The sequence below is a fragment of the Aeromonas sp. 600276 genome (assembly GCF_049175815.1).
Classification (GTDB): Bacteria; Pseudomonadota; Gammaproteobacteria; order Enterobacterales; family Aeromonadaceae; genus Aeromonas; species Aeromonas dhakensis.
Genome location: NZ_JAAKVU010000010.1, coordinates 62,982 through 86,799 on the forward strand (window position 1 = coordinate 62,982; position 23,818 = coordinate 86,799).

The 23,818-nt window shown below is 63.0% G+C and carries 20 protein-coding genes; 11 read left to right on the forward strand and 9 right to left on the reverse strand.

The window, feature by feature from the left end; translation table 11 throughout:
- Positions 1–11: 11 nt before the first annotated feature.
- The 5 genes from G5134_RS11745 to grpE form a co-directional block, all read right to left on the reverse strand.
- Positions 12–968: an aminoimidazole riboside kinase gene (locus G5134_RS11745; RefSeq protein ID WP_082969897.1), complete on the reverse strand. Its 957-nt coding sequence runs from the start codon at positions 966–968 to the stop codon at positions 12–14.
- Positions 969–1,083: 115 nt separating this feature from the next.
- A complete protein-coding gene (locus G5134_RS11750; RefSeq protein ID WP_082969896.1) occupies positions 1,084–2,574 on the reverse strand; it encodes a carbohydrate porin in 1,491 nt (496 codons plus the stop codon).
- A gap of 264 nt (positions 2,575–2,838) precedes the next feature.
- Positions 2,839–3,981, reverse strand: a complete 1,143-nt coding sequence (dnaJ, locus tag G5134_RS11755) for a molecular chaperone DnaJ (protein ID WP_005303007.1) — start codon at positions 3,979–3,981, stop codon at positions 2,839–2,841.
- Between the two features lie 269 nt (positions 3,982–4,250).
- A complete protein-coding gene (gene dnaK, locus G5134_RS11760) occupies positions 4,251–6,179 on the reverse strand; it encodes a molecular chaperone DnaK (protein ID WP_005303009.1) in 1,929 nt (642 codons plus the stop codon).
- 271 nt (positions 6,180–6,450) lie between these two features.
- Positions 6,451–7,026 carry a nucleotide exchange factor GrpE gene (grpE, locus tag G5134_RS11765; protein ID WP_005303011.1) on the reverse strand — a complete coding sequence of 192 codons (576 nt, stop codon included), beginning with the start codon at positions 7,024–7,026 and terminating at the stop codon, positions 6,451–6,453.
- Between the two features lie 267 nt (positions 7,027–7,293).
- Here grpE and nadK point away from each other — a divergent pair, with 267 nt between their 5' ends.
- The 10 genes from nadK (at position 7,294) to G5134_RS11815 (ending at position 19,810) form a co-directional block, all read left to right on the forward strand.
- Positions 7,294–8,178, forward strand: a complete 885-nt coding sequence (gene nadK, locus G5134_RS11770) for an NAD(+) kinase (RefSeq protein ID WP_005303013.1) — start codon at positions 7,294–7,296, stop codon at positions 8,176–8,178.
- Between the two features lie 147 nt (positions 8,179–8,325).
- A complete protein-coding gene (gene recN, locus G5134_RS11775; protein ID WP_065016939.1) occupies positions 8,326–9,990 on the forward strand; it encodes a DNA repair protein RecN in 1,665 nt (554 codons plus the stop codon).
- A gap of 580 nt (positions 9,991–10,570) precedes the next feature.
- Positions 10,571–11,464, forward strand: coding sequence for a DHHA2 domain-containing protein (locus tag G5134_RS11780; RefSeq protein ID WP_065016938.1), 894 nt, complete (start codon positions 10,571–10,573; stop codon positions 11,462–11,464).
- A gap of 372 nt (positions 11,465–11,836) precedes the next feature.
- Positions 11,837–12,277 (forward strand): universal stress protein, encoded by a 441-nt coding sequence (locus tag G5134_RS11785; RefSeq protein WP_005303019.1) that lies wholly within the window; start codon positions 11,837–11,839, stop codon positions 12,275–12,277.
- A gap of 224 nt (positions 12,278–12,501) precedes the next feature.
- Positions 12,502–13,665, forward strand: coding sequence for a macrolide transporter subunit MacA (gene macA, locus G5134_RS11790; protein WP_017780716.1), 1,164 nt, complete (start codon positions 12,502–12,504; stop codon positions 13,663–13,665).
- The gene (locus tag G5134_RS11795) at positions 13,662–15,605 is read left to right on the forward strand and encodes a MacB family efflux pump subunit (protein ID WP_421232021.1); all 1,944 of its coding nucleotides are present in this window, start codon (positions 13,662–13,664) and stop codon (positions 15,603–15,605) included. The genes macA and G5134_RS11795 overlap by 4 nt, the downstream gene beginning before the upstream one ends.
- On the forward strand, positions 15,602–16,975 hold the full coding sequence (locus G5134_RS11800) for an efflux transporter outer membrane subunit (RefSeq protein WP_421232022.1): 1,374 nt from the start codon (positions 15,602–15,604) through the stop codon (positions 16,973–16,975). The genes G5134_RS11795 and G5134_RS11800 overlap by 4 nt, the downstream gene beginning before the upstream one ends.
- Before the next feature lie 160 nt (positions 16,976–17,135).
- Positions 17,136–17,942, forward strand: a complete 807-nt coding sequence (locus G5134_RS11805) for a siderophore-interacting protein (protein ID WP_421232023.1) — start codon at positions 17,136–17,138, stop codon at positions 17,940–17,942.
- Positions 17,943–18,199: 257 nt separating this feature from the next.
- Positions 18,200–19,306 (forward strand): 3-deoxy-7-phosphoheptulonate synthase, encoded by a 1,107-nt coding sequence (locus G5134_RS11810; protein WP_005303029.1) that lies wholly within the window; start codon positions 18,200–18,202, stop codon positions 19,304–19,306.
- A gap of 318 nt (positions 19,307–19,624) precedes the next feature.
- The gene (locus G5134_RS11815) at positions 19,625–19,810 is read left to right on the forward strand and encodes a hypothetical protein (RefSeq protein ID WP_201891893.1); all 186 of its coding nucleotides are present in this window, start codon (positions 19,625–19,627) and stop codon (positions 19,808–19,810) included.
- A gap of 55 nt (positions 19,811–19,865) precedes the next feature.
- Here the strand turns inward: G5134_RS11815 and G5134_RS11820 are convergent, their stop codons facing one another.
- Together G5134_RS11820 and G5134_RS11825 are read right to left on the reverse strand one after the other, a co-directional pair.
- Positions 19,866–20,276, reverse strand: coding sequence for an H-NS family nucleoid-associated regulatory protein (locus G5134_RS11820; RefSeq protein ID WP_005303032.1), 411 nt, complete (start codon positions 20,274–20,276; stop codon positions 19,866–19,868).
- 402 nt (positions 20,277–20,678) lie between these two features.
- The gene (locus G5134_RS11825; RefSeq protein WP_010633357.1) at positions 20,679–21,101 is read right to left on the reverse strand and encodes a GNAT family N-acetyltransferase; all 423 of its coding nucleotides are present in this window, start codon (positions 21,099–21,101) and stop codon (positions 20,679–20,681) included.
- 183 nt (positions 21,102–21,284) lie between these two features.
- On the opposite strand from G5134_RS11825, the gene G5134_RS11830 reads away from it, so the two are divergent.
- On the forward strand, positions 21,285–21,785 hold the full coding sequence (locus G5134_RS11830) for an SRPBCC family protein (RefSeq protein ID WP_005303036.1): 501 nt from the start codon (positions 21,285–21,287) through the stop codon (positions 21,783–21,785).
- Positions 21,786–21,860: 75 nt separating this feature from the next.
- Here the strand turns inward: G5134_RS11830 and G5134_RS11835 are convergent, their stop codons facing one another.
- Both G5134_RS11835 and puuR read right to left on the reverse strand, forming a co-directional pair.
- Positions 21,861–23,138 (reverse strand): NAD(P)/FAD-dependent oxidoreductase, encoded by a 1,278-nt coding sequence (locus G5134_RS11835; RefSeq protein ID WP_005303038.1) that lies wholly within the window; start codon positions 23,136–23,138, stop codon positions 21,861–21,863.
- A gap of 51 nt (positions 23,139–23,189) precedes the next feature.
- Positions 23,190–23,804, reverse strand: a complete 615-nt coding sequence (gene puuR, locus G5134_RS11840) for an HTH-type transcriptional regulator PuuR (protein WP_421144773.1) — start codon at positions 23,802–23,804, stop codon at positions 23,190–23,192.
- Between the last annotated feature and the right edge of the window lie 14 nt (positions 23,805–23,818).

Consider the following 23,818-nt stretch of genomic DNA (forward strand, 5'->3'; position numbering starts at 1 on the left):
CTAGCCGCGGATCAACAGCCGCTTGCACCCGATCGCAAAAAGGCATCCAGTTCGATGCGACTCGGCAGCGCCGTCATCGCCCCCTTGGCGGTGGTAGCCAGCGCCCCGCAGCCGTGGGCCCGGGCCAGGATGGCAGGCAGCTCATCCAGAGCGGGCAGCGAGGTCCGTTCGGCCAAGGCCGCCAGCAGACCGGCGACAAAGGCATCCCCCGCCCCCGTGGTGTCGATGGGCGTCACTTTGGGCCCCACCCACTCCAGCAGATCGCCGCCGAGACGAGCCACCACGCCGGCCGCCCCCCGGGTCACCAGCACCAGTACCGGGCCTGAAATGGTGGCGAGCCCAGCTGCCAGATCGTCCAGACCGCTTAGCAGTTGCAGCTCCTCCAGCGAGAGCTTGACCACGTCCGCCTGCGCGATGGCCTCGCGCACCACGGGCAGCATCTCGGCGGGGTTGCCCCACACCTCGGACCTCAGGTTGGGGTCGAAGCAGACCCGGCCACCTGCCGCCTTGATAGCTGCCATGGCCTGCAGGCAACTGCCACGCACCGGCTCGTTGGCGAGCGCGATGGAGCAGGTGAGCAGCCACTCCCCGGCCTGGAAGACCGGCAGATCGGCGGGTGTCAGGAACTGATCCGCGCTGGGCCTCACCATAAAGGTGAAGCTGCGCTCCCCTGCCTCATCGAGCTCCACCAGCACCGTGCTGGTGCGATAGGCCGGATCCTGGATCAAGTGACGGGTGTCGACCCCTTCGCTGGCCAGGGTATCGGCCATGAAGCGGCCGAAGGGATCGGCGCCGACCCGGCCGATAAAGGCCGACGCCCCGCCAAGCCGGGCCACCCCGACCGCCACGTTGGCCGGCGCGCCGCCCGGACACCTGAGGTAGTGCTGCTCCCCTTCCGGGATCAAGTCCACCACCGCATCCCCCATTACCCACACACGATTCGTCACCTTGCTACTCCACTGCTGCATCGGATCGACTGTCAAACCCGGACTCTGTTTTGTTGGCTGGCATTATCAGCTAAACCGTTTTAGCCAACCAACAGATCCCGACGCCGGCTGCCATTTTTGTGATCGGGATAACGAACTAGAACCAGGTTTCCATCTGCACGCCAAAGTTCCACTCGCCGCCGGCGGTGAAGTTGCTTTGGCCCATGGCATCGGTGCTGGCGTAGTGGTCGAGCTCGGAGGACCAGTCCATCAAGGTGGCGAATATCCGCAACTCGGGCCGCTCGAAGAAGCCGGCGGTCTGCGCCTTGAAGGTGGGCGCGAAGGTGAGCTTGGTGAAGTCGCCGCTCACCGCCTGACGCCCCTTGTAGCCCTTGGGATCGAGATCCATGTACTGCCAGGTGGCCTCGTAGACCAGCTCGACGTTCTGGCTCAGCACCTGGGCCAACCGGCCATTGAGGGTCACCCAGCGGTACTCGTCCCCCTTCACGTAACGATCCTTGCTCTGCTCGGCCAGCAGGGCCGGGGCGATACGCCAGCGGGGCGCAAGATCGGTGGCGCCAAACACGGCGACTCGCACCGCATCGGCGTCCGCCAGCAGCTCGCTGTCGGAACCCAGCCCCTTGAGTTCGGCACCCAGGCCGTGGCCATACAGCACGGCCGCCTTGGAGAAGCCGGGGTTGATGCCAAAGAAGCTGTCGGCGTGGTAGGCCAGCAGGGTATGCGCCCCCTTGTTCGCCGCCTCGCTGCCGGCGCCGCCGTCGTTGATACGCGCCTCGTTGTCCTTGGCCGACAGGCCGTTCAGCATCCACTGCCAGTTGCCGACCCGGTTGTTCATGGTGAGGATGTAGCTCTCGATGTCGGAGAGACCGCTCGCACTGATGTCACCGTAGTCGCGCCCGTAGAGGGAGAAGTTCGCCTTCCAGCTGTCAGCCAGCTGCACGTCGTAGACGCCGCCGCCGGTGCCGGCCAGGAACACCACGTCCGAGTCGAGCCAGTGGATGTCGAAGTTGTCCCGGTCAAAGCGCTTGCCCGCCCACAACACAGCATGCTTGAAGGGACCGTCGAAGCTCGCCAGATCGCCTATCTCGGCAAACACCTGGCGGGTGTTGAGGCTGGAATCGCTGGCGGTCCAGTCGTTGCTGGTCTCCACCCCGTCCGCCAGCATCAGCTTGTAGCGGGCCCAGCTGCCATCGGCGAAGGTCTGGGTCTTCAGCAGATTGGCCTCCATGTAGGTGTCATCCTCGTTGCCAAGGCGACCCACGGCGCCGCCCACCGAGCCGGCCGGGGTGATGTAGGGGCCGCCGCGACCGCCGTTGCCATTGCCGTTGACCAAGAGGCCCGAGCGGGCATAGCCGTGGAACTCGAAACCCTGGGCCCCGGCGGTCTGCTTGTCCACCTTCTCGCTCTGGGCCTTGGCCACCACGGCCGTCTCGCGGGCTTCGTTTGCCTTGCTCTGGGCCTCATCGGCCCGCGCTTCGGCGGCGTTGGCGCGCGCCTCGGCCGCCTGCACCCGTGCCTCCAGCGCCGCCAGACGGGCCTCGATACCGCCATCCGCCGCCCACAGCGGGCTGCTCATCCCCAATCCCAGCGCTACCGCCAGCGCCAACTTGTACTTGCACATCGTCATCGTCCTCACCTGTCATCTGTCGCCCGTCCGGGCGCTGTTGTTATCGACGACGAGAGCATAGCTAAACCAATTTAGCTAACTCAATACACTAGCTAAACCGTTTCAGCTCAAGTGTGAGCGGGATAACATTCGTACAGCAGGAATTGGCGGAAGTTGTGAGGAAGATCCCTCATCGGGATCCACTCAATAAGCGGGGATCTTGCTAAAGCCGGGGCAAAAAAAGAGCCGGCACAGGGCCGGCTCTTGATATCTGGGTCGCGAACATCAGCTGGTCAGATCGTCGAAGAAGCGTTTCACCCCTTCGAAGAAGCCTTCCGATTTCGGCTTGTGGGTCTTGGCGGCAGCACCGCTGAAGGATTCATCCAGCTGACGCAGCAGCTCTTTTTGCTGCTCGGTCAGCTTGACCGGGGTCTCCACCACCACCTTGCACATCAGATCCCCCACCTGGCCGGAGCGCACGGACTTCACGCCCTTGCCCCGCATGCGGAACATCTTGCCGGTCTGGGTCTCAGGAGTGACCTTGAGCTTGACCCGACCATCCAGGGTCGGCACTTCGATCTCGCCGCCGAGGGCTGCCGCGGTAAAGCTGATGGGCACTTCGCAGTAGAGGTTGTTGCCGTCACGCACGAAGATCTCGTGCTCCTTGACGTGCACCTGTACGTACAGATCGCCCGCCGGTGCGCCGGCCTCCCCCGCTTCCCCTTCGCCGGAGAGGCGGATGCGATCGCCAGTGTCGACGCCAGCCGGGATCTTGACCGACAGGGTCTTGGTCTTCTGGTAGCGACCCTCGCCATGGCACTTGCGGCACGGATCCTTGATGATCTTGCCGCGACCGTGACAGTGGGGGCAGGGTTGCTGCACTGCAAAGAAGCCCTGACGCATCTGCACCTGGCCGGAGCCGTGGCAGGTCGGGCAGGTCTGGGCAGAGCTGCCGGTGTGGGCTCCCGAGCCGTTGCACACTTCACAGTGGACCAGAGTCGGTACCTTGATCTCCTTGGAGACCCCGCGCACCGCCTCTTCCAGGGTCAGCTCCATGGTGTAGCGCAGATCGGAGCCACGGGCCGGGCCGCGACGGCCACCACCACGGCTGCCACCGAAAATATCGCCAAACACGTCGCCGAAGATGTCGCCGAAATCGGCGCCACCGCCAAAGCCACCGTGGCCACCGCCACCCTGGCTCTGATCCACGCCGGCGTGGCCGTACTGGTCATAGCGGGCACGCAGGTTGGCATCGGTCAGGATCTCGTAAGCTTCCTTGACCTCTTTGAACTTCTCTTCGGCACCGGCATCCCCCTGGTTGCGATCAGGGTGATACTTCATGGCCAGACGCTTGTACGCCTTCTTGATCTCGCGCTCGTCGGCATCTTTCGATACCCCCAGCACTTCGTAGAAATCGCGCTTCGACATACTTATCCTGTTGCTATATCAGCAGTTACGCAGACGGGCGTTGGTTACCCAACGCCCGTAAATTCATTGACGAATCTGCTCACACTCTTACTACGAAGCCGTGATCAAGGCTCATGTGCAGCTCGCTTGTTTGTAACCAAGAGTGCTCATGTATTCACATACACTCCGGTTCCTGCGCTGCGCTTTACCTTGCTGACGGCCTCTCGTGACAGACCGTGAACAGATTCTGAGCCGATGGGCGAAGCGGACTTCGCCCATCTGGGTCGGGCTTATTTCTTGTCGTCTTTCACTTCTTCGAACTCGGCGTCGACCACGTCGTCGTCAGCCTTGGCAGAAGAGGAGGACTGACCGGCGTCAGCACCGGCGGCGCCTTGCGCCTGAGCCTGCTGCTGGGCAATCTCCATCAGCTTCTGGGACGCTTCCAGCAGCGCCTGCTGCTTGGCCTCGATAACGGCCTTGTCGTCGCCCTTGATGGCGGTTTCCAGCTCGCTCAGCGCAGCTTCAACCTTGGTCTTGTCGTCGGCAGGCAGGGCTTCACCGGCTTCGGTAACCTGCTTGCGCACGGAGTGGACCAGACCATCAGCCTGGTTGCGAGCCTGCACCAGCTCTTCGAACTTCTTGTCCTCGGCAGCGTTGGCTTCGGCTTCGCGTACCATGCGCTCGATCTCGTCATCAGACAGACCAGAGGAAGCCTGGATGGTGATCTTCTGCTCTTTGTTGGTCTCTTTGTCTTTCGCAGAGACGTGCAGGATACCGTTGGCATCGATGTCGAAGGTCACTTCGATCTGCGGCAGACCACGCGGAGCCGGACGGATGCCTTCCAGGTTGAACTGGCCCAGAGACTTGTTGTCGCTGGCGCGCTTGCGCTCACCCTGCAGCACGTGAATGGTCACGGCAGACTGGTTGTCTTCGGCAGTGGAGAACACCTGGGACTTCTTGGTCGGGATGGTGGTGTTCTTCTCGATCAGCGCAGTCATCACGCTGCCCATGGTTTCGATACCCAGAGAGAGCGGGGTAACGTCCAGCAGCAGTACGTCGGTCTTGTCACCGGACAGCACGGCACCCTGGATGGCAGCACCCATGGCCACGGCTTCGTCCGGGTTGACGTCTTTGCGCGGCTCTTTGCCGAAGAACTCGGCAACGGTCTTCTGAACCAGCGGCATACGGGTCTGACCACCAACCAGGATCACGTCGTCGATCTCGCCAACTGCCAGACCGGAGTCTTTCAGGGCGACACGAACCGGCTCCAGAGAGTCCTTAACCATGTCTTCCACCAGGGATTCCAGCTTGGCGCGGGTCACCTTGATGTTCATGTGCTTCGGACCGGTGGCATCGGCAGTGATGTACGGCAGGTTGACGTCGGTCTGCTGGGCGGAAGAGAGCTCGATCTTGGCTTTCTCGGCGGCATCTTTCAGACGCTGCAGGGCCAGCTGGTCGTTGCGCAGGTCGATGCCCTGCTCGCGCTTGAACTCGTCAACCAGGTAGTTGATGACGCGGTTGTCAAAGTCTTCACCACCCAGGTGGGTGTTACCGTTGGTCGCCAGTACTTCGAAGGTGGTTTCGCCTTCCACTTCGTCGATCTCGATGATGGAGATATCGAAGGTACCGCCCCCTAAGTCATACACGGCGACCTTGCGCTCGCCCTTGACCTTGTTGACGCCGTAGGCGAAAGCCGCGGCAGTCGGTTCGTTGATGATGCGTTTTACATCCAGACCGGCGATGCGACCGGCATCCTTGGTAGCCTGACGCTGGGCGTCGTTGAAGTAGGCCGGAACAGTGATGACGGCTTCGGTGACCGGCTCGCCCAAGTAGTCTTCGGCGGTCTTCTTCATCTTTTTCAGCACTTCGGCAGAGATCTGCGGCGGTGCCATTTTCTTGCCTTTCACCTCGACCCAGGCGTCACCGTTGTCGGCCTTGGCGATGGCGTACGGCATGATTTTCAGGTCACGTTGTACTTCGTCATCTTCGAAACGACGGCCGATCAGACGTTTGATGGCGAACAGCGTGTTCTTCGGGTTGGTGATGGCCTGACGCTTGGCCGGCTGACCAACCAGGATTTCGCCGTCATCGGCATAGGCAATGATGGACGGAGTAGTACGGTCGCCTTCCGCGTTCTCGATCACGCGAGCATGGTCGCCATCCAGAATAGCGACGCAGGAGTTGGTAGTACCCAGGTCAATACCGATGATTTTACCCATTTGACGAATCTCCAAATACTTTGAATAAACTGGCGAGGGGCTCGCCTTAATGCGTTAACGGCTAGGTGGGGCCTGCCAATCTGGCTTTCAAGCTCCCGGCATCAAATTTTTTGTGCCGCCGTGGCCTTGCATCCTATATGGGGTCGCAAGTGGCCACTTCAAGCCCCGCCCTGCAAAAACCCCACCTTTTGTCATGGCCGGGCCATGACGCACCGCAGGGATACACAACAAAAAGCCCGCCAAGCGGCGGGCCTGGGCATCAAGCGCCGACTCAGTCGACGGCCTTGGATACCATGACCATGGCCGGACGGATCACCCGACCGTTCAGCTCGTAGCCTTTCTGCATCACGGCGATGACGGTGTTCGGCGCCACGTCGGCACTCGGCACCATGCTCATCGCCTGATGGGCGTTGGGGTCAAACGGCTGGTTGGTCGGATCCAGCGCCGCCAGACCGAACTTGGCCACGCCGCTCTGCATGGATTTCAGGGTCAGCTCGACCCCTTCGATCATCGGCTTGAGGGCGTCGTTTTCCTTGTCGGCCAGCTCGATGGCGCGCTCCATGTTGTCCAGCACCGGCAAGAGCTCGGCGGCGAACTTCTCCAGCGCGAACTTGTGCGCCTTCTCCACGTCCTGCGCCGCGCGACGACGCAGGTTCTCCATCTCGGCGACGGCACGAATGGCGCGCTCGCGCTCTTCGGCAGAGGCTTGCTGGGCAGCTTCCAGCTGCGCCTCCAGCTCGGCAATGCGGGCCTGCTCGGCTGTCACTTCACTGTCTACATCGGTCGGCTCGACTGGCTGGGCTTCCACTTGCTCCATCGCTTCAACCTTTTGTTCTTCGTGGTTCATGACATCTCCAATTGCGGGTTACTTATGAGGGTCCGTTCTCCGGTTGCGCGACCGGACGGCAACGGGCCGACTATGTTGGCGCTATTATGGGGATGGATCCCTGGCTTTCAAGGGGGAAAAGGGCGCCATTATCGCCAAGGAGGTGACGCGACAGGCAATTTACGGCCTTTTCCCGCCCCATGGCGCAAGCGGACACGCCGGCAGCAGACAAATCCCCCCCAAAGCGCGGTATACTCCCCCCAATACTCATCCCAGACCCGACAGACCATGGATTCTCCGTTCAAAACCATCGCCCTGATTGGCAAGCCCCACCACGAAGGGGCCAACCAGACCCTGACCGGCCTGCATCAATACCTGACCACCCGCGGTTTTCGGGTGCTGGTAGAGAGCCGGGTGGCCCACGCCCTCGGCATCATGGACGAGAACGTGATGGACCTGGTGCAACTGGGCCAGCAGGCGGATCTCGCCATCGTGGTCGGTGGTGACGGCAACATGCTGGGGGCGGCGCGGGTACTGTCGCGCTTCGACGTGGCGGTGATCGGGGTGAACCGGGGCAACCTCGGCTTTCTCACCGATCTCTCGCCGCAGGATTACCTGCTGCCACTGGAGCAGGTGTTGTGCGGCCACTACAAGAGCGAGCATCGCTTCCTGCTGGAGGCGGCGGTCTATCGCCACGGCGAGCGCAAGTCCAACAACCTGGCGGTCAACGAGGCGGTGCTGCACCCGGGCAAGATTGCCCACATGATCGAGTTCGAGGTCTACATCGACGGTAGCTTCATGTACAGCCAGCGCTCGGACGGCATCATAGTGGCCACCCCCACCGGCTCCACCGCCTACTCCCTGTCGGCGGGCGGCGCCATCCTCACCCCCAAGCTCAACGCCATCACGCTGGTGCCCATGTTCCCGCACACCCTGAGCAGCCGCCCCATCGTGCTGGACGCCGACAGCGAGGTGCGGCTGCTGGTCTCACCGGACAATCAGGACGACGCCATGCAGGTGAGCTGCGACGGTCAGGTGACCCTGGCGGTCCACCCGGGGGACGAGATCCTCATCAAGAAGAGCAGCCACAAGCTGCATCTGGTGCATCCGCTGGATTACAGCTACTTCCACGTGCTGCGCAACAAGCTCGGCTGGGGCAGCAAGCTGTTCTGATCCCCAGCCCTGCACTCCCTGTCCTCACAATACGGCCCCTGACGCGGGCCGTTTTGCATTCAGTCCCGCGGCGACATCTTTACTGTATGGAAAACCAGTATATACTGGATGCATACACAGTAATGTTGGCCCATACAGGATGAGACCATGCTGACCCAGCTGACCGTCAACAACTTCGCCATCGTCAAGTTTCTCGAACTCGATCTGCAACCGGGCATGACCTGCATCACGGGTGAGACCGGGGCGGGTAAATCCATCGCCATCGACGCCCTGGGCCTGTGCCTGGGGGAGCGTGCCGAAGCCGGCATGGTGCGACCGGACAGTGACAAGAGCGAGGTCAGCGCCCGCTTCCTGCTGGACGGCAACCCGACCGCCCGCGCCTGGCTGGCCACCAACGAGCTTGAAAACGAAGGGGAATGCATAGTGCGGCGGGTTATCTCCGCCGAGGGGCGCTCGCGCAGCTACATCAACGGCGTGCCCGTGCCCCTCACCCAGCTCAAGAACCTGGGCCAGCTGCTGGTCAACGTCCATGGCCAGCATGCCCACCAGATGCTGCTCAAGCCCGATTACCAGCTCGCCCTGCTCGATGGCTACGCCGGCCACCATCTGCTGCTCGATGAGGTGCGCCGCCACTACCAGCAGTGGCGCCAGTTGCAGAACGAGCTCAACCGGCTCAAGGCCGAGCAGCAGCAACGGGAGGCCCGCCGCCAGCTCATCGAATACCAGGTACAGGAGCTGGATGAATTTGCGCTGCAACCGGGGGAGTTTGAAGAGATTGAAGAGGAGCATCAGCGCCTGGCCAACGGCACCGAGCTGATGCAGGAGTGCGGCGCCTGTCTGGATCTGCTCTATGACAACGAGGAGACCACCATCGCCGGTCTGCTGCAGACTGTCGTCGATCGGGCCGAGGGGCTGGTCGCCATGGACAGCCGGCTGGGCGACGTGCTCGGCATGCTCAACGAGGCCCTGATAGGAGTGCAGGAGAGCCACAGCGAGCTGCGCAGCTACCTGGACCGGCTGGAGCTGGATCCAGAGCGCTTCAACGAGCTGGAGAGCCGCCTCTCCAAAGCCATCAACCTGGCCCGCAAGCACCACGTCAAACCGGCGGAGCTGGCCCTGCACCATCAGGAGCTGGCCGCCGATCTGGCGCGCCTCAACTCAGACGAAGAGCGGCTGGAGGGGATGGAAGACGAGCTGGCCGAGGCCCGCCTGGCCTTCGTGCAGGCCGCCGAGGCCCTGAGCCAGAGTCGCCAGCGCTATGCCGAGGAGCTCGGCGCCAAGGTGAGTGCCAGCATGCACGAGCTGGCGATGCCGGACGGCCGCTTCGCCATCGAGGTGCGCCCCGATGCTCAGAGCAGCCTATCACCGCTCGGCATCGACCGGGTGGAGTTCATGGTCACCACCAACCCAGGCCAGCCCATCCAGCCGCTCGGCAAGGTGGCCTCCGGCGGCGAACTGTCGCGTATCAGCCTCGCCATCGTGGTGATCAGCGCCCGCAAGATCTCGACGCCGACCCTCATCTTCGATGAAGTGGACGTGGGGATCAGTGGCCCCACAGCCGCCGTGGTAGGACGCCTGCTGCGCCAGCTGGGTGAATCGACCCAGGTGATGGTGGTCACCCACCTGCCCCAGGTCGCAGGCAAGGGGCACCAGCACATGGTGGTGAGCAAGCACACCGACGGCAAGACCACCGAGACCCAGATGCAGGCGCTGGATCAAAGTGCCCGTCTCAACGAGCTGGCCCGTCTGCTGGGGGGCGATCAGATCACCGACAACACCCTGGCCAACGCCCGCGAACTGCTGGCCTGCTGAGGCAAAGGTCAGCCAGCTGCACGCGGGGCCCACTCATCAGGTTCCCCGCGTAACCCCGCCAGCTGGCAACGGCGGTTTGCGGCGCCGCGGCGGGTGCATCATCACCGCGCCGCCGTTGCCATATCCTGGAGAGATCACTCCCTGGCGGTTTGAATGGTCACAGCCTGCCTGACCGGATCAAAGCCTCATAGCCTCTCGCTCATATCGAGACACGGCCTAATCTCCTTGCTTGCCCATCCCCCTGTCCACCTCTTGCAGCGTGAACCTTGCGGCCATGGGCGATCCCCCGGCGCTTGCCACACAGCTATCTCCTTCCGCTTGTTTCCCTGTCCGAGTTTGCCTCCCTGCCCTAATCTGCTGCCCAGGTCTGCCTCCCTACCCAGCCCCAAGACGATTCAGCAGCAAGTGTGCCCACCCCTTTTACAACAGGGTCTCGCCCGCCGCAGAGCGGCCTGCGCCGGTTGCCATGAGCGGGGACGGCGCATAGAGTGAATCCAGAGCAGGGCAACCCCCTGTTTTCCCGTTTGCCCCGCATACTTGATCTTGCCTCAGGTACGTCATCAACCGCAGGAATGGCACCATGCTCCACGTGTTTGGTCACAAGAATCCCGATAGCGACAGCATCTGTACCGCCCTGGTGGCTGCCGACTGGCTCAATCGCCAGGGCCGCCCTGCCCAGGCCTATGCCCTCGGCGAGCCCATCGCTGAAACCCGCTTCATTCTGGAAACCGCCGGCGTCGCCGCCCCGCCCCTGCTGCAGGGCAGCGTGGCCAACAAAGAGGTGTTCCTGGTGGATTTCAGCGAGCTGGAGCAGGGGCCGGATGGACTGGCAGAGGCCGACGTGCAGGGCCTCATCGACCACCACCGCATCGGCACTCTCATTACCCGTGGGCCGCTCGATGCCTGGATCCGGGCCGTGGGTTGCAGCGCCACCGTGCTGCTGGAGCTGATGGGTTACCATACCCTCTCCCGCGCCCAGGCTCGCCTGCTGCTCGGGGCCATCATCAGCGATACCTTCAGCCTCACCTCGCCCACCACCACGGCGCGCGATCGCGCCGCCGTCCATGCCCTGCTGCCGCAGGCGGATCTGGCGCTGGAGCCATTTGCCCAGACCCTGCTGGAGCGCCGCACCCAGCTCGGTGACGCCCCCATGGCCGAGCTGCTCGCCGCCGACGAGAAGGCGTACCGGATCGCCGGTTACCAGCTCTATGTCAGCCAGATCTGCGTGATGGATCCGGGTCAGCTGCACAGCCGGCAGGCGGAGCTGGAACAAGCCATGCAGCTGCGGCTGGCAGAGGATGGGCTGGATGCCTATGTCCTGATGCTGACCGACCTGGCTCAGGGGGGCAGCCAGCTCCATTTCGCCAGCAACGGCATCCTGCCCGCCCACCCCATCCAACTGATTGGCGCCGTCAGTCGCAAGAAAGAGGGGCTGCCCTGGCTGACGAGCTATCTGGCGGGCAAGCCACTCTGACCCGGCGAGTCCCACTTCACGCCGGACTCGCCGTTTTGCTCACCCGTCCCGCCCTCTCTCTTGTGATCTTGCCATCTGCCAGCCAACCCCCTCCGGCATGGTTCCAGAGAGGGGCCAATCCCTGCTTTGCTCACACTTTTGACGGCTCGCACGTCATTTGCCCGTCCAGCCCCGCTTTTCCTTCATTTTCCATTCAACTCAGTCTGTTATGATGATGTAAACGAACATGCCCTGGCGCTGCATCAGCGACACCCGCTGACACCGGCAGCCACAGGGACAGGTTCGTGCTATGCGACACAGAGCGGGTACACAGTGATCTGGGACAGGCCATTTGTCCCGGGTGACCCGCACCATGCCAAGGGAGAACTGCTTATGACCTCAACCAATATCGTGCTGTTGCTGGAAGGCAAGGATTACGAGCAGGAGACGCTGGCCAAAGCGAGTCAATTGGCACAAGGAATGGGGGGCGAGCTCACCTTGCTGCACCTGACCCACAGCAGCAAGATGCGCCGCAACAGCCTCTCGCTGTCGGAAGAGGAGCGCAGCGCCCAGGGTACGCTGGACGCCAAGGCCATCATCAGCGAGCTCATCACCACCCTGCAACACCCGGTGGATTACCAGTGCCTGGTGGTCGATGACGTGGTGCCCGACCTGAAACGCTGGCTGGCCACTCACCCGATGGATCTGCTGCTGGTCGGCAGCCGTCACCACTGGATGGAGGGATCCCTGGCCCGCCTGCTCATCTACAAGCTGCCGCTCGACATCCAGATCTGCCACGAGCCCTACGCCGAACAACTCAAGGCCGTCGGCTGACGACCGGCCCCCGCCGACTCAGGCCGGGTGCCAGAATGACCGCCCGCAGCGGGCTTTTTCGCCCGCTGCCCCCCGCCCCGTCTGCTCGCCAGGAAGCCCGGCCAGGGCACGCTAGTGACAAGACTATCTACATGTTTTCTTACATATTCATCACTGTTTTTTGAGCCTCGTTTGCTGCAGGATGTTGCCCTTGCACGCCTTCGTTCGCTTCTTTCAGGTGAAAAATGAACATCACTCCCAAGCAGAGAAAAATTGCCCTGCTCGCCCTCGTGCCCGTGCTCGCCATCGGCTGGTTGGCCTGGCCGAGCAAGGCACCCGAGCCGGTACTGACCGCCGAGGTGACCCGCCAGGACGTGGAGCAGACCGTACTGGCCAGCGGTGTGTTGCAGGCCATCGAGCAGGTAGACGTCGGTGCCCAAGTCTCGGGCCAGGTCACCTATCTGGCGGTAGAGGCAGGTCAGAAGGTCAAGCAGGGAGACCTGCTGGCCGAGATCGATCCGCTGATCGCCCAGAACAACCTCAAGACCGCCGAGGCGGATCTCGCCAGCCGCCGCGCCCAGCTCAAGATCAAGCAGGCCCAGCTCAAGCAGAACGAGCTGAGCTGGCGTCGCCAGCAGCAGATGTTCAGGCAGGAGGCGAGCTCGCGCGCCGATCTGGAGAGCGCCGAAGCCCAGCTGGCCGTGACCAGAGCCGAGCTGCAAGGCGCGCTGGCTGAGGTCGACAATGCCCAGATCAAGGTGGAGCGAGCCAAGACGGAGCTCGGCTACAACCGCATTCAGGCGCCCATGGATGGCACCGTCGTCAGCATAGTGACCCGCCAGGGGCAGACCCTGGCCGCCAGCCAGACGGTACCGACCCTGCTCAAGCTCGCCAACCTGGAGACCATGACGGTCAAGGCGCAGATCTCCGAAGCGGACGTCACCCGGGTCAAGGCCGGCATGCCGGTCTACTTCACCCTGATGGGGGATCCGGACACCCGCTACCACGGCACCCTGCGCACCGTCGAGCTGGCCCCCACCAACATCAATGAGCAGGCCACCAGCACCACGGCCACCAACAACGCCGCCGTCTACTACTACGCCCTGTTCGACGTGCCCAACCCGGATCACACCCTGCGGGTCGCCATGACCACCCAGGTCACCATAGTGCTCGGCGAGCGCAAGCAGGTGCTGACCATTCCGCAGACCGCCCTTGGCAAGAAGCTCGGGGAGAACGAGTACGAGGTCACCCTGCTCAAGGAGGATGACCAGAAGGAGACTCGCCGCATCAAGACCGGCATGAAGGATGACATCAAGGTGGAGGTGGTCAGCGGCCTGAGCGAACAGGAGAAGGTCACCCTGAACCAGGGTTCGCCGGTCAGCGGCAATGACGTGGAGATCATGCTGTGAGCGAGCCTCTGATCCAGCTCAAGGGGATCGAGCGGCGCTACCAGAGCGGAGAGCAGGAAGTGACCGTGCTCCATCCCCTCGATCTCGCCATCGAGGCGGGGGAGATGATCGCCATCGTCGGTGCCTCCGGCTCCGGCAAGTCGACCCTGATGAACCTGCTCGGCTGCCTCGATCGGCCGAGCAGCGGCCAGTACCTGTTCCGCGGCCAGGACACCGCCACCCTGGACGCCCTCTCCCTCGCCAGACTGCGCTGTCACCACTTCGGCTTCATCTTTCAGCGCTACCACCTCTTGCCGCACCTCAATGCCGCCGCCAACGTGGAGATCCCGGCCGTCTACGCCGGCACACCACGGGCCGAGCGCCAGGCCCGCTCCCAGGCACTGCTGGCGCGACTGGGGCTCAGCGAGCGCAGCCATCACACCCCGAGCCAGCTCTCCGGCGGCCAGCAGCAGCGGGTCAGTATCGCCCGGGCGCTGGCCAACGGCGGCGAGGTGATCCTGGCGGACGAACCCACCGGGGCCCTCGACAGCCAGAGCGGCAAGGAGGTGATGGCCATCCTCAGGGAGCTGCACGCCCAGGGCCACACCATCATCCTGGTGACCCACGACATGGAGGTGGCCAGCCACGCCGACCGGATCATCACTCTCAAGGATGGCCGGGTGCAGGAGGACAGCGGCCGCAAACCGGCCGCCGCCCCCGTGACCCCGACCGCCACCCCCGCCGGCAAGGAAGGGGCTGGCCACGACTGGGATCGTTACCGGGAAGCGGCACGCATGGCGCTGCACGCCATGCTGGCCCATCGCATGCGCACCTTCCTCACCATGCTCGGCATCATCATCGGCATCGCCGCCGTGGTGAGCGTGGTGGCGCTCGGCCAGGGGGCCCGTGCCAAGGTGATCGACCAGATCAACGCCATGGGCACCAATACCATCGACATCTTCCCCGGCAAGGATTGGGGGGACGAGAAGGCCGCCAGCATCCAGACCCTCAACAAGCGGGATCTCGACGCCCTGCTCGGCCAACCCTACCTGGAAGGGGCCAGCCCCCAGATCGCCGCCTCCGGCCAGCTGCGCTATCGCAACAAGACCAACAGCGGCAGCATAGTCGGGGTCGGCAGCGACTTCTTCCGGGTCAAGGGGATGAAACTCACCAACGGCCGGCTGTTTGACGAGCGCGACATCCAGAATCGGACCGCGGTGGCGGTGGTGGACGGCAAGACCATAGAGAGCCTGCTCGGCAAACAGGATCCCGTCGGTCAGGTGGTGCTGGTCGGCACCCTGCCGGTGCGCATCGTCGGCGTGGTGGAAGAGGAGACCGGGTTTGGCCGCAGCGGCCAGTCGGTGAACGTCTGGCTGCCCTACAGCGCCGTGATGAGCCGCCTCATCTCCCAGAACCACTTCAGCCAGCTCACCATCCGGGTCAAGGACGGGGTGCAACCGGCGCTGGCCGAACAGGCCGCCATCGAGCTGCTGACCCAGCGCCACGGGGTGAAGGACTTCTTCACCTTCAGCAGCGACAGCATCATCAAGTCGGTGGAGAAGACCACCGCCACCATGACCCTGCTGGTCTCCGCCATCGCGGTGATCTCCCTCATCGTCGGCGGCGTCGGGGTGATGAACATCATGCTGGTATCGGTGGTGGAGCGCACCCGCGAGATCGGCATCCGCATCGCGGTCGGTGCCCGCCAGTCGGACATACTGCAGCAGTTTCTGATCGAAGCGGTGATGGTGAGCCTGCTGGGGGGCATGCTCGGGGTGGGGGTCTCCCTCTTCATCGGCCTGCTCTTCTCTCTGTTCGTGGAGAGCATCCAGATGCACTTCTCGCTCTTTTCCATCCTGATGGCGTTTGGCTGTTCCTCGCTCATCGGGATCCTGTTTGGCTATCTGCCCGCCCGCAATGCCGCCCGGCTCGATCCGGTCGAGGCGCTGGCGAGGGAATGACGATGTACCACTTATCCAAACTGGGGCTCTGCCTCACCCTGGCGCTCGGCCTCGGCGCCTGCAGTCAGCAGAGCAGCTATCAGCGGCAGGAGCTGGCACTGGCCGACCATTGGCAGCAACCGGAGGACGGTCTCACCCGCCAGCTGGCCGGCCCCTGGTGGCAGGGCTTCCACGATCCCGAGCTCAATCGGCTGATCGAGGCCGTGCTGGCTGCCAACCCGGACATGCAGGTCGCCGGCCTGCGCCTGCGCAGCTCCCTGCTCAGTGCCGATCTGGCCGACACCAACCTGACCCCCTCGCTCGATGCCAGCCTCGGCGGCAATGGCACCAAGAATCTGAAAAGCGGCAAGAGTGAAGGCAGCATGGGCCCCTCCCTGACCCTCGGCTACGAGGTGGATCTGTGGGGCCGGCTCGCCTCGGTGCGGGATCAGGCGAGCTGGGAGGCCGAGGCGTCCGCCCAGGATCTGGCCGCCACTCGCCTGATGCTGATCGGCAAGGCGCTCGAGCAATATTGGCAGCTGGCCTACCTCGGCTCGGCCATTACCCTGGGCCAGCAGCAGCTCGCCAACTATGAGCGCGCCGAGCAGCTGACCCAGGCCAAGTACCGGGCCGGCGCCGTGACCCGGCTCGATCTGGTGCAGGCCAGCCAGCAGAAGGCCGGCAAGCAGGCGGAGCTCAGCTCGCTCCTGATGCAGCAGGAGCAGGCCCGCAATGCCCTGCGCCTGTTGCTCGGTCGCAGCAGCGGTCCGCTGGCGTTCGAGCCCAAGGCGCTGCCGACGGCCGCCATCCCCACCCTGGCGGTCGGCATTCCGGCCGACGTGCTGGCGCGGCGTCCCGACGTGCGTGCCGCCGAGCTGCGCCTGCGCAAGACCCTGGCGAAGGGGGACGAGATCCGCACCGGTCTCTACCCCACATTGAAGCTGACCGGCGGCGCCAACAGCAGCTCGGACACCCTGACCCAGGTGCTGCAAAACCCGGTGGGCACCCTGAGCGCCACGTTGGCGCTGCCCTTCCTCGAGTACAACAAGACCCGGCTCGCCATCGCCGGCGCCGAGCTCGATTACCAGATAGCCGAAGCGGAGTTTCGCAAGCAGCTCTACGGCGCGCTGGTGGAGGTGGAGGATGGTCTGACCGCCCGCCACCACGGCGAGCAACGCCTGAGCTACCTGGCCGAGCAGCTGGACTTTGCCAAAGAGGCGGAGCGGCTGGCGAGAGCCCGCTACCAGGCCGGCGCCACCGGGGTACAACCCTGGCTGGATGAACAGAACCGGCTGTGGGACGCCGAGCTCGCCCTGCTCGGCCAGCAGAAGGAGCAGCTCAACACCATGGCCAGGATCTACAAGGCGCTGGGGGGCAGCGATCGCCCCTGAGCCAGAGCCCCCCCCTCGCCCCATGGCGAGGGGGGGCTATTTTTCTGCACGCCACTGAACTTCCCTTCGCTTTCCCCTCTCTGACTCTGTCACACAAACCAATTGATAATAATTTTCATTTAATGAAGAATGGGCGCCATTATCAGTCAGGAGTATGCCCATGTCCCAGTCCGCCCCGGTCAACCGCCCCCGCCTGCTCACGGTCAAGCACATTCAGGATGTGAGCCCGCACCTGCGCCGGATCTGCCTGACCAGCCCGGAGCTCGCTGACTACCCCTTCACCTGTGGCGGCGCCCATATCAAGATCATGCTGCCCCAGCCGGGTCAGGCCCATGCCGTGCTGCCCACCCCCACCCCGCAGGGGCCGCGCTGGGAAGACCCGAGCCAGCGTCCCATCATGCGCACCTTCACCATTCGCGCGTTTCGCCGCGAGGCGCTGGAGCTGGATATCGACTTCGCCCTGCACGATGATGGCGGCCCCGCCAGCCGTTTCGCCAGCCAGGCCAAGCCGGGCGATCTGCTGGCCATCTCGGGCCCGGGTGGCCCGGATCCCATGCTGCAACCGGCCAGTTACTACTACATGGTGGGGGATCTCACCGCCCTGCCCGCCATCAGCGCCATGATTGAGGTGATGCCTGCCGATGCCCGCGGCCACATCGCCCTGCTGGTGCCCTATCAGGAAGATGTGCAGGATCTGTCGCTGCCCGCCGGGGTAAGCCTGCGCTGGTTTGTCGGCACCCCCGAGCAGACGGCGCCGCTGGTGAAGTACTTCACCGCCCTGCCGCTGGAGGAGCAACAGAGCTACTTCTGGTTTGGCGGGGAAGAGGGCTTGGTGGTCCCCATGCGCCGCCACGTACGGCGCACGCTCGAGGTGGATCGCACCCGGGTCTACGCCGTGCCCTACTGGCGCTACGGCAAGGATGAAGAGGCCTATCACCATGCCCGTCACGACGTGATGGACAGCTGAATCAGCTGATTTTGTCCTGAAATATCAAGCCCATGGCCTGCTGGTCATGGGCTTGATTGCCATTGGAGCGGCCTTGCCCGCCGGCGCTCTCCCCCCATTCTGGTGTGCCACTCGGTTGTGCTTGCATTTGCGGCCGACAACAAGATAATGATAATCACTCTCAACAATAACAGGTGATGACGCCCCATTGCAGCTCCCGTCCGGGTTCCGGTGTGGAGTGCACGTCACTCACTCCTATGCACAGCAAGGTAATCCAGATGGCAGTTTTAAACTCGGTAATGCGCGCCTTCGCGGTGGAGGCACTCCCCACTCCTGCCGACCTGTTGGCACTTCATCCCTGTCCCGCCGAGCTGGCGACCCGGATCGACCAGCACCGCCAGCAGGCTCGCCGGATCCTGGCAGGAGAGGACGATCGCCTGCTGGTGGTGATTGGCCCCTGCTCCATCCACGATCCCCTCGCCGCCCTCGACTATGCCAGACGGCTGGCCTCGCTGGCCCACGCCTATCAGGATCGGCTGCAGATAGTGATGCGCACCTATTTCGAGAAGCCCCGCACCACGGTGGGCTGGAAGGGGCTGGTGTTCGATCCCCATCTGGATGGCAGCAACGACATCAACCACGGCATGCGGCTCGCGCGCCAGCTGCTGCTCGACATCAACCAGCTGGGGCTGGCCACCGCCACCGAGTTTCTCGATACCACCAGCTTCCTCTACCTGGCCGATCTCATCAGCTGGGGGGCGATCGGTGCCCGCACCACCGAGTCGCAAGTTCACCGGCAGCTGGCCTCGGCCCTGCCCTGCCCCGTCGGCTTCAAGAACGGGACGGACGGCAACATCCGGGTGGCCATCGATGCCATTCAGGCGAGCGAAGCCTCCCACCTGTTTACCGCCCCCGGCAGCCAGGGCGGCATGGTGGTGATCAAGAGTGAAGGCAACCCGGCCGGCCATATCATTTTGCGCGGCGGCACCCGCCCCAATTACCACCAGAGCGACGTGGAAGAGGCGGCCGAGCGGCTGGCACGGCAGGGGCTCCCCCCCCGACTGATGGTGGATTGCAGCCATGGCAACAGCCAGAAGCTGCACAAGAACCAGATCCGGGTGGCGGGAGAGCTCTGCCGCCAGCTGGCAGAAGGCAGCGACGCCATCGCCGCCGTCATGGTCGAGAGCTTCCTGCAGGGTGGCAGCCAGAAACCGGCCCCGCTGAGCGAACTGGTCTATGGCCAGTCGGTCACCGATGCCTGCCTGTGCTGGGACGATACCCAGACCCTGCTCGCCATGCTGGCGGATGCCGTCGAGCGGCGCCGCCAATATCCGGGACAGCCCCGGCCGGACCCTGTTCGCTGGCCAGCCCAGCTGGCAAGTTGAATCCATAGGGTGAATAAGGCTCCCGTAACGGGAGCCTTATTATTTCCCCACTCTCCTTTTCCAATCTCCCCGCCATACCACCGATTAAATGCCCAAGGCATCTCTTTCCCATAAAAAGTGCGCAGGTATCCGGCGCCTGCCGCAATAAAACAACCGGGGTAATACGCTGTGGTTCGTCCAATCAGGTCGCTGACAGTGGGCAGACCGATTAATGCCATGGACAACAACCAAAGTGAGGGGCAAGGCGCCCGAAACAGGCGATCTCTTAATGCCGATGGTATCGCCCTGGAATGACCTACCTAATACTTGACGGGCTATATGAGTCCAGCAACAGGAGGAGAAGAAAGCAGCCAGTCACACCATAAAAACGATGTCGGTGATGAAAAAACCAGCCAACTGGAAATTAATCGTTCAATCAGGCGGCAACAAATAGGGGTGACATCATGCGACAAAAACCAGTCGGATAAAACAGCATGGGGAATTGACAGGGGCGGCTTTCAATGAGCACAAATAATAATGCCGCCTCATGGGCGGCATCATTCATGATCGACCGAAGGGATCAGATCAGGAAATCATTCAGATCCTTGCCCAGCGCAACTTGCTCGGCAATGGCCTTGGGCATACGGCCCTGACCGGTCCAGGTCTTCTCCTGGCCATCTTCCTGGTACTTGTACTTGGCAGGACGCGGAGCTCGCTTGCTCTTGGTTGCGCCGGCAGCGGCAGCCGGGGCGGCAGCGCTGTTCAGCAGTTCACGGGGATCGATACCGGCCTGCTGCAGCATTTCGGTGAACTCGTTCAGCTTGCGCTGACGCTCTTCCTGCTCGGCACGCTCCTGTTCAACAGAATCGGCGCGCTCGTTATATACCAGATCGAACTTCTCTTTTGCTTCTTGCAGCTGTTCAAACGGCAATTCACGGATGGCCGCACGCAGGCTGCGAATGTTCAGCAGAACTTTCAGAAACTCGTTCATTACTTCCTCACAGAATTATTTTTGTTTGTCACAGGGATAACACAGCTTGAGAATAGCACGGCTGTTTGAGAACAACATAATGTTTTTATAAGAGCTGTCACTTTCTTAACAAAAAAGTTCTGGCTGAATATTGCGGCCACTTTATTCAGCCATTACTCATTGGCCCGCCTGCAAGATCGTTTACCATGCAATTCCCCCATGTAACGCATGGCAAATAGATCCGGCACAGCTTGTCATATTTTCCGGCAGGTGATGCCAGCTATTTTTACAATTAGCTACGGCTGTTAATTTTTCCGCCACTCACACGAGACTCTAGGTAGACAATTGACACTATATATTGCCGGCGATGGCTGCCGGCAACCTCTCCTGTGTGGATTGGCAAACTGGACATGGCAAACCGGCTTATTCCAGGATCAGCCGCCGCCAGGGGCCGGTGATCTCGCAGTGACCGGTTTCCGCCGTATTCTGCCAACCCAGCCGGTGATAAAACGCCAGCGCCGCCGTGTTGTTGGTGGCCACCTTGAGGGATGCTGGCTTGTTGAAGGGAGCCAGCCCGTGCTGCAGCAGGGCCCGTCCCATGCCCTGGCCATGCCAGTCGGCCGAAACATAGAGGTGGTGCACGAAGCTCTCATCGCCCCAGATGGAGATGAAGCCGCAGGGTGTCCCCCCCTGCTCGGCCACCCAGATCTGCTCGCCCCGGGTCTGCTCGTCAAAATCTTCCAGCCGGAACTGGGCGGGATCGACCCAGTGAAAGGTCTGACGCCGCCCTTTCAAAAACAGCTGCGCCAACTGGGGAATATCCGTCTCTCGCATGGCTCTGATCATCAAACTGTCCCTGTCATATGAGTACCACCCCACTCTCCATGGAACACGGGGGCCCTGTCAAATCGCCGACACAGAATAACGCCGCCGCAATGGCAGGGGTGTGACACACCTCTGTCCATTTCATGAGCCATGGGACTATACTGCCTGAGTCCCGTGTATGGATGTTTTGAGGCTCGCTGATTTATGGATAACAAGCAGATAGAAGGCAATATCTTTGTTCCGGCCCATATCGACGACGTCTGGCGTGCCTGGACAACCGAAAGCGGCCTGCGCAGTTTTCTGGCGCCGGAATGCCTGATGGTGCCGGAACCGAATGGTCCCTTCGAAATCTATTTCAGACCCGATGCCCCGCTGGGCGAGCGTGGCAGCGAAGGTTGCCGGGTGATGGCCGTCATGCCCCACGACCTGCTCAGTTTCAGCTGGAATTTCCCCCCCTCCCTGCCCCATATCCGCCAACAGAAGACCCAGGTCTGCCTGCGCTTCGTGCCGGAAGGTCAGGGCACCCGACTCTACTTCCTGCAGACCGGCTGGGCCAACGACCCGGACTGGGATCAGGGCTACGCCTATTTTCGGGATGAGTGGCTGGAGACCAGCCTGCCCCGCCTGCAGTACCGCTTCACCCATGGCCCCATCGACTGGAACAACCCGCCGGACAAGCAGCAGTTGAAGTCCCTGGCCCAATAAGCGCCCATATAAAGAAGAACACCGCCAGCTGGCGGTGTTTCTTTTTCCTTGAGAGTGAGCCCGGCACGGGCCGGCTCATACCCCCAGCCGATCGCGCAGGGTGTACCAGGCGGCGCCGGCGGCGGTGAAGGGGATGCGGAACAGGCGGCCACCCGGGAAGGGGTAGTGCGGCAGCTTGGCAAACGCATCGAAGCGCTCCGCCTGACCGCTCAACACCTCGGAGAGCAGCTTGCCCGCCAGATGGGTACAGGTGACGCCATGGCCGCTGTAGCCCTGCATGTAATAGATGTTGTGGCCGATGCGGCCAAACTGCGGCAGCCGCGACAGGGTGAGCAGGAAGTTGCCGGTCCAGGTGTACTCCACCTTGACGTCCGCCAGCTGGGGGAAGGTCTTGAGCATCTTGGGGATGATCAGCCGCTCGATGTCCGCCGGATCCCGCGCCCCATAGACCACGCCACCGCCATAGATCAGCCGGTGATCGCCAGAGGTGCGGTAGTAGTCGAGCAGGTAGTTGCAATCTTCCAGACAGTAGTTTTGCGGCAACAGCGAGCGGGCCCGCTCCTCCCCCAGCACCTCGGTGGCGATCACTTGGGTGCCGCAGGGCATGCTCTTGCCGGCGAGCTCGGGCACCAGATTGCCGAGGTAGGCGTTGCCGGCCACCACCACGTAGCGCGCCTTGACCGCCCCCTTGGCGGTCTTGACCAGGGCAGGCTGACCCGGCGTGATGCTGGTGACGGCGGACTGTTCGAAGATCTTGCCCCCCTGCAAGCGGATCGCCTCCGCCTCCCCCAGCGCCAGGTTGAGGGGGTGAATGTGGCCGCCGCTCTTGTCGAGCAGGGCGCCGACGTAGCGATCGCTCGCTACCACCTCGCGCACACCGTCGGCATCGAGCAGCTCCAGCTTGTCGTTGCCCCACTTCTCCCAGCGCGCCTGCTGCGCCTTGAGCTCGTGCAACTGCTTCTCGGTCTCGGCGGCGAACACCCCACCCTCCTGCAGGTCACACTGGATGTTGTAGCGCTTGATCCGCTCGCGGATGATCTGGCCCCCCTCAAACAGCATGGAACCGAGCAGCCTGGCCTGTTCCGGCGGGCAATTCGCTTCTATGGTGTCGATGTCGCGGCTGTAGGAGTTGACGATCTGGCCGCCGTTGCGCCCGCTGGCGCCAAAACCCACCCGGGCCGCCTCCAGTACCACCACCGAATAGCCCTTTTCCACCAGATGCAATGCGCTGGAGAGGCCGGTATAACCCGCCCCGATGACGCAGACGTCACACTCCAGCTGTTCGGTCAGCGTCGGATAGGGCGCGTGTTGGTTGGCACTGGCTGCGTAGTAACTGTTTACATGTTCGGTCATGATCCCTGTTTCCTTACAAGTTCTTTTCCCAAACGAGACGATGTCTCGACACTAGAAGTTGGCCGGGGTGTGGGCGCTGACGATGCGGCAGACCTGCCCCGACGGATTGCTGAAACTGTGGGGCTCGCCCGTGTCGATCACGTAGCTGTCCCCGGCACTGAGCTGATAGGTCTGGCCCGCCACCGTCAGGATCACCGACCCCTCCAGCACGGTACCCACCTCCTCCCCCAGATGGGTGACCTGGCCGCCGGTGTCGGTGCCGGGGGCGTAGGTCTCCAGCATGAAGCCGAGCTGGCGACGGTTGTTGCCGTTGTGCACCAGCTTCATGGAGACCCCCTGGCTGCCCAGCTCGATCAGCTGCTCGGCCCTGATCACCACGCTCGGCGTGCTCGCCACCTCCTCTTCGGCGAAGAAGCGCGACAGCGGCAGCTCGTAGACGCTGAGCAGCTTTTGCAAAGTGGCCACCGACGGGCTCACCTTGTCCTGCTCTATCATGCAGATGGCACCATGGGTCAGCCCGCTCAGCTCGGCCACCCGCCTCTGGGAGAGCCCCAGCCGGCGGCGAGTGGCGGCCAACCGCTCCCCCATGCTCTGCGCCTGGGTACTCTGCGCCAGCGGGTTGTCGGTCATGGACTGCCAGCGCGTCTCGCCCTGTGGTTGCTGCATTCGGCCACCTCCCT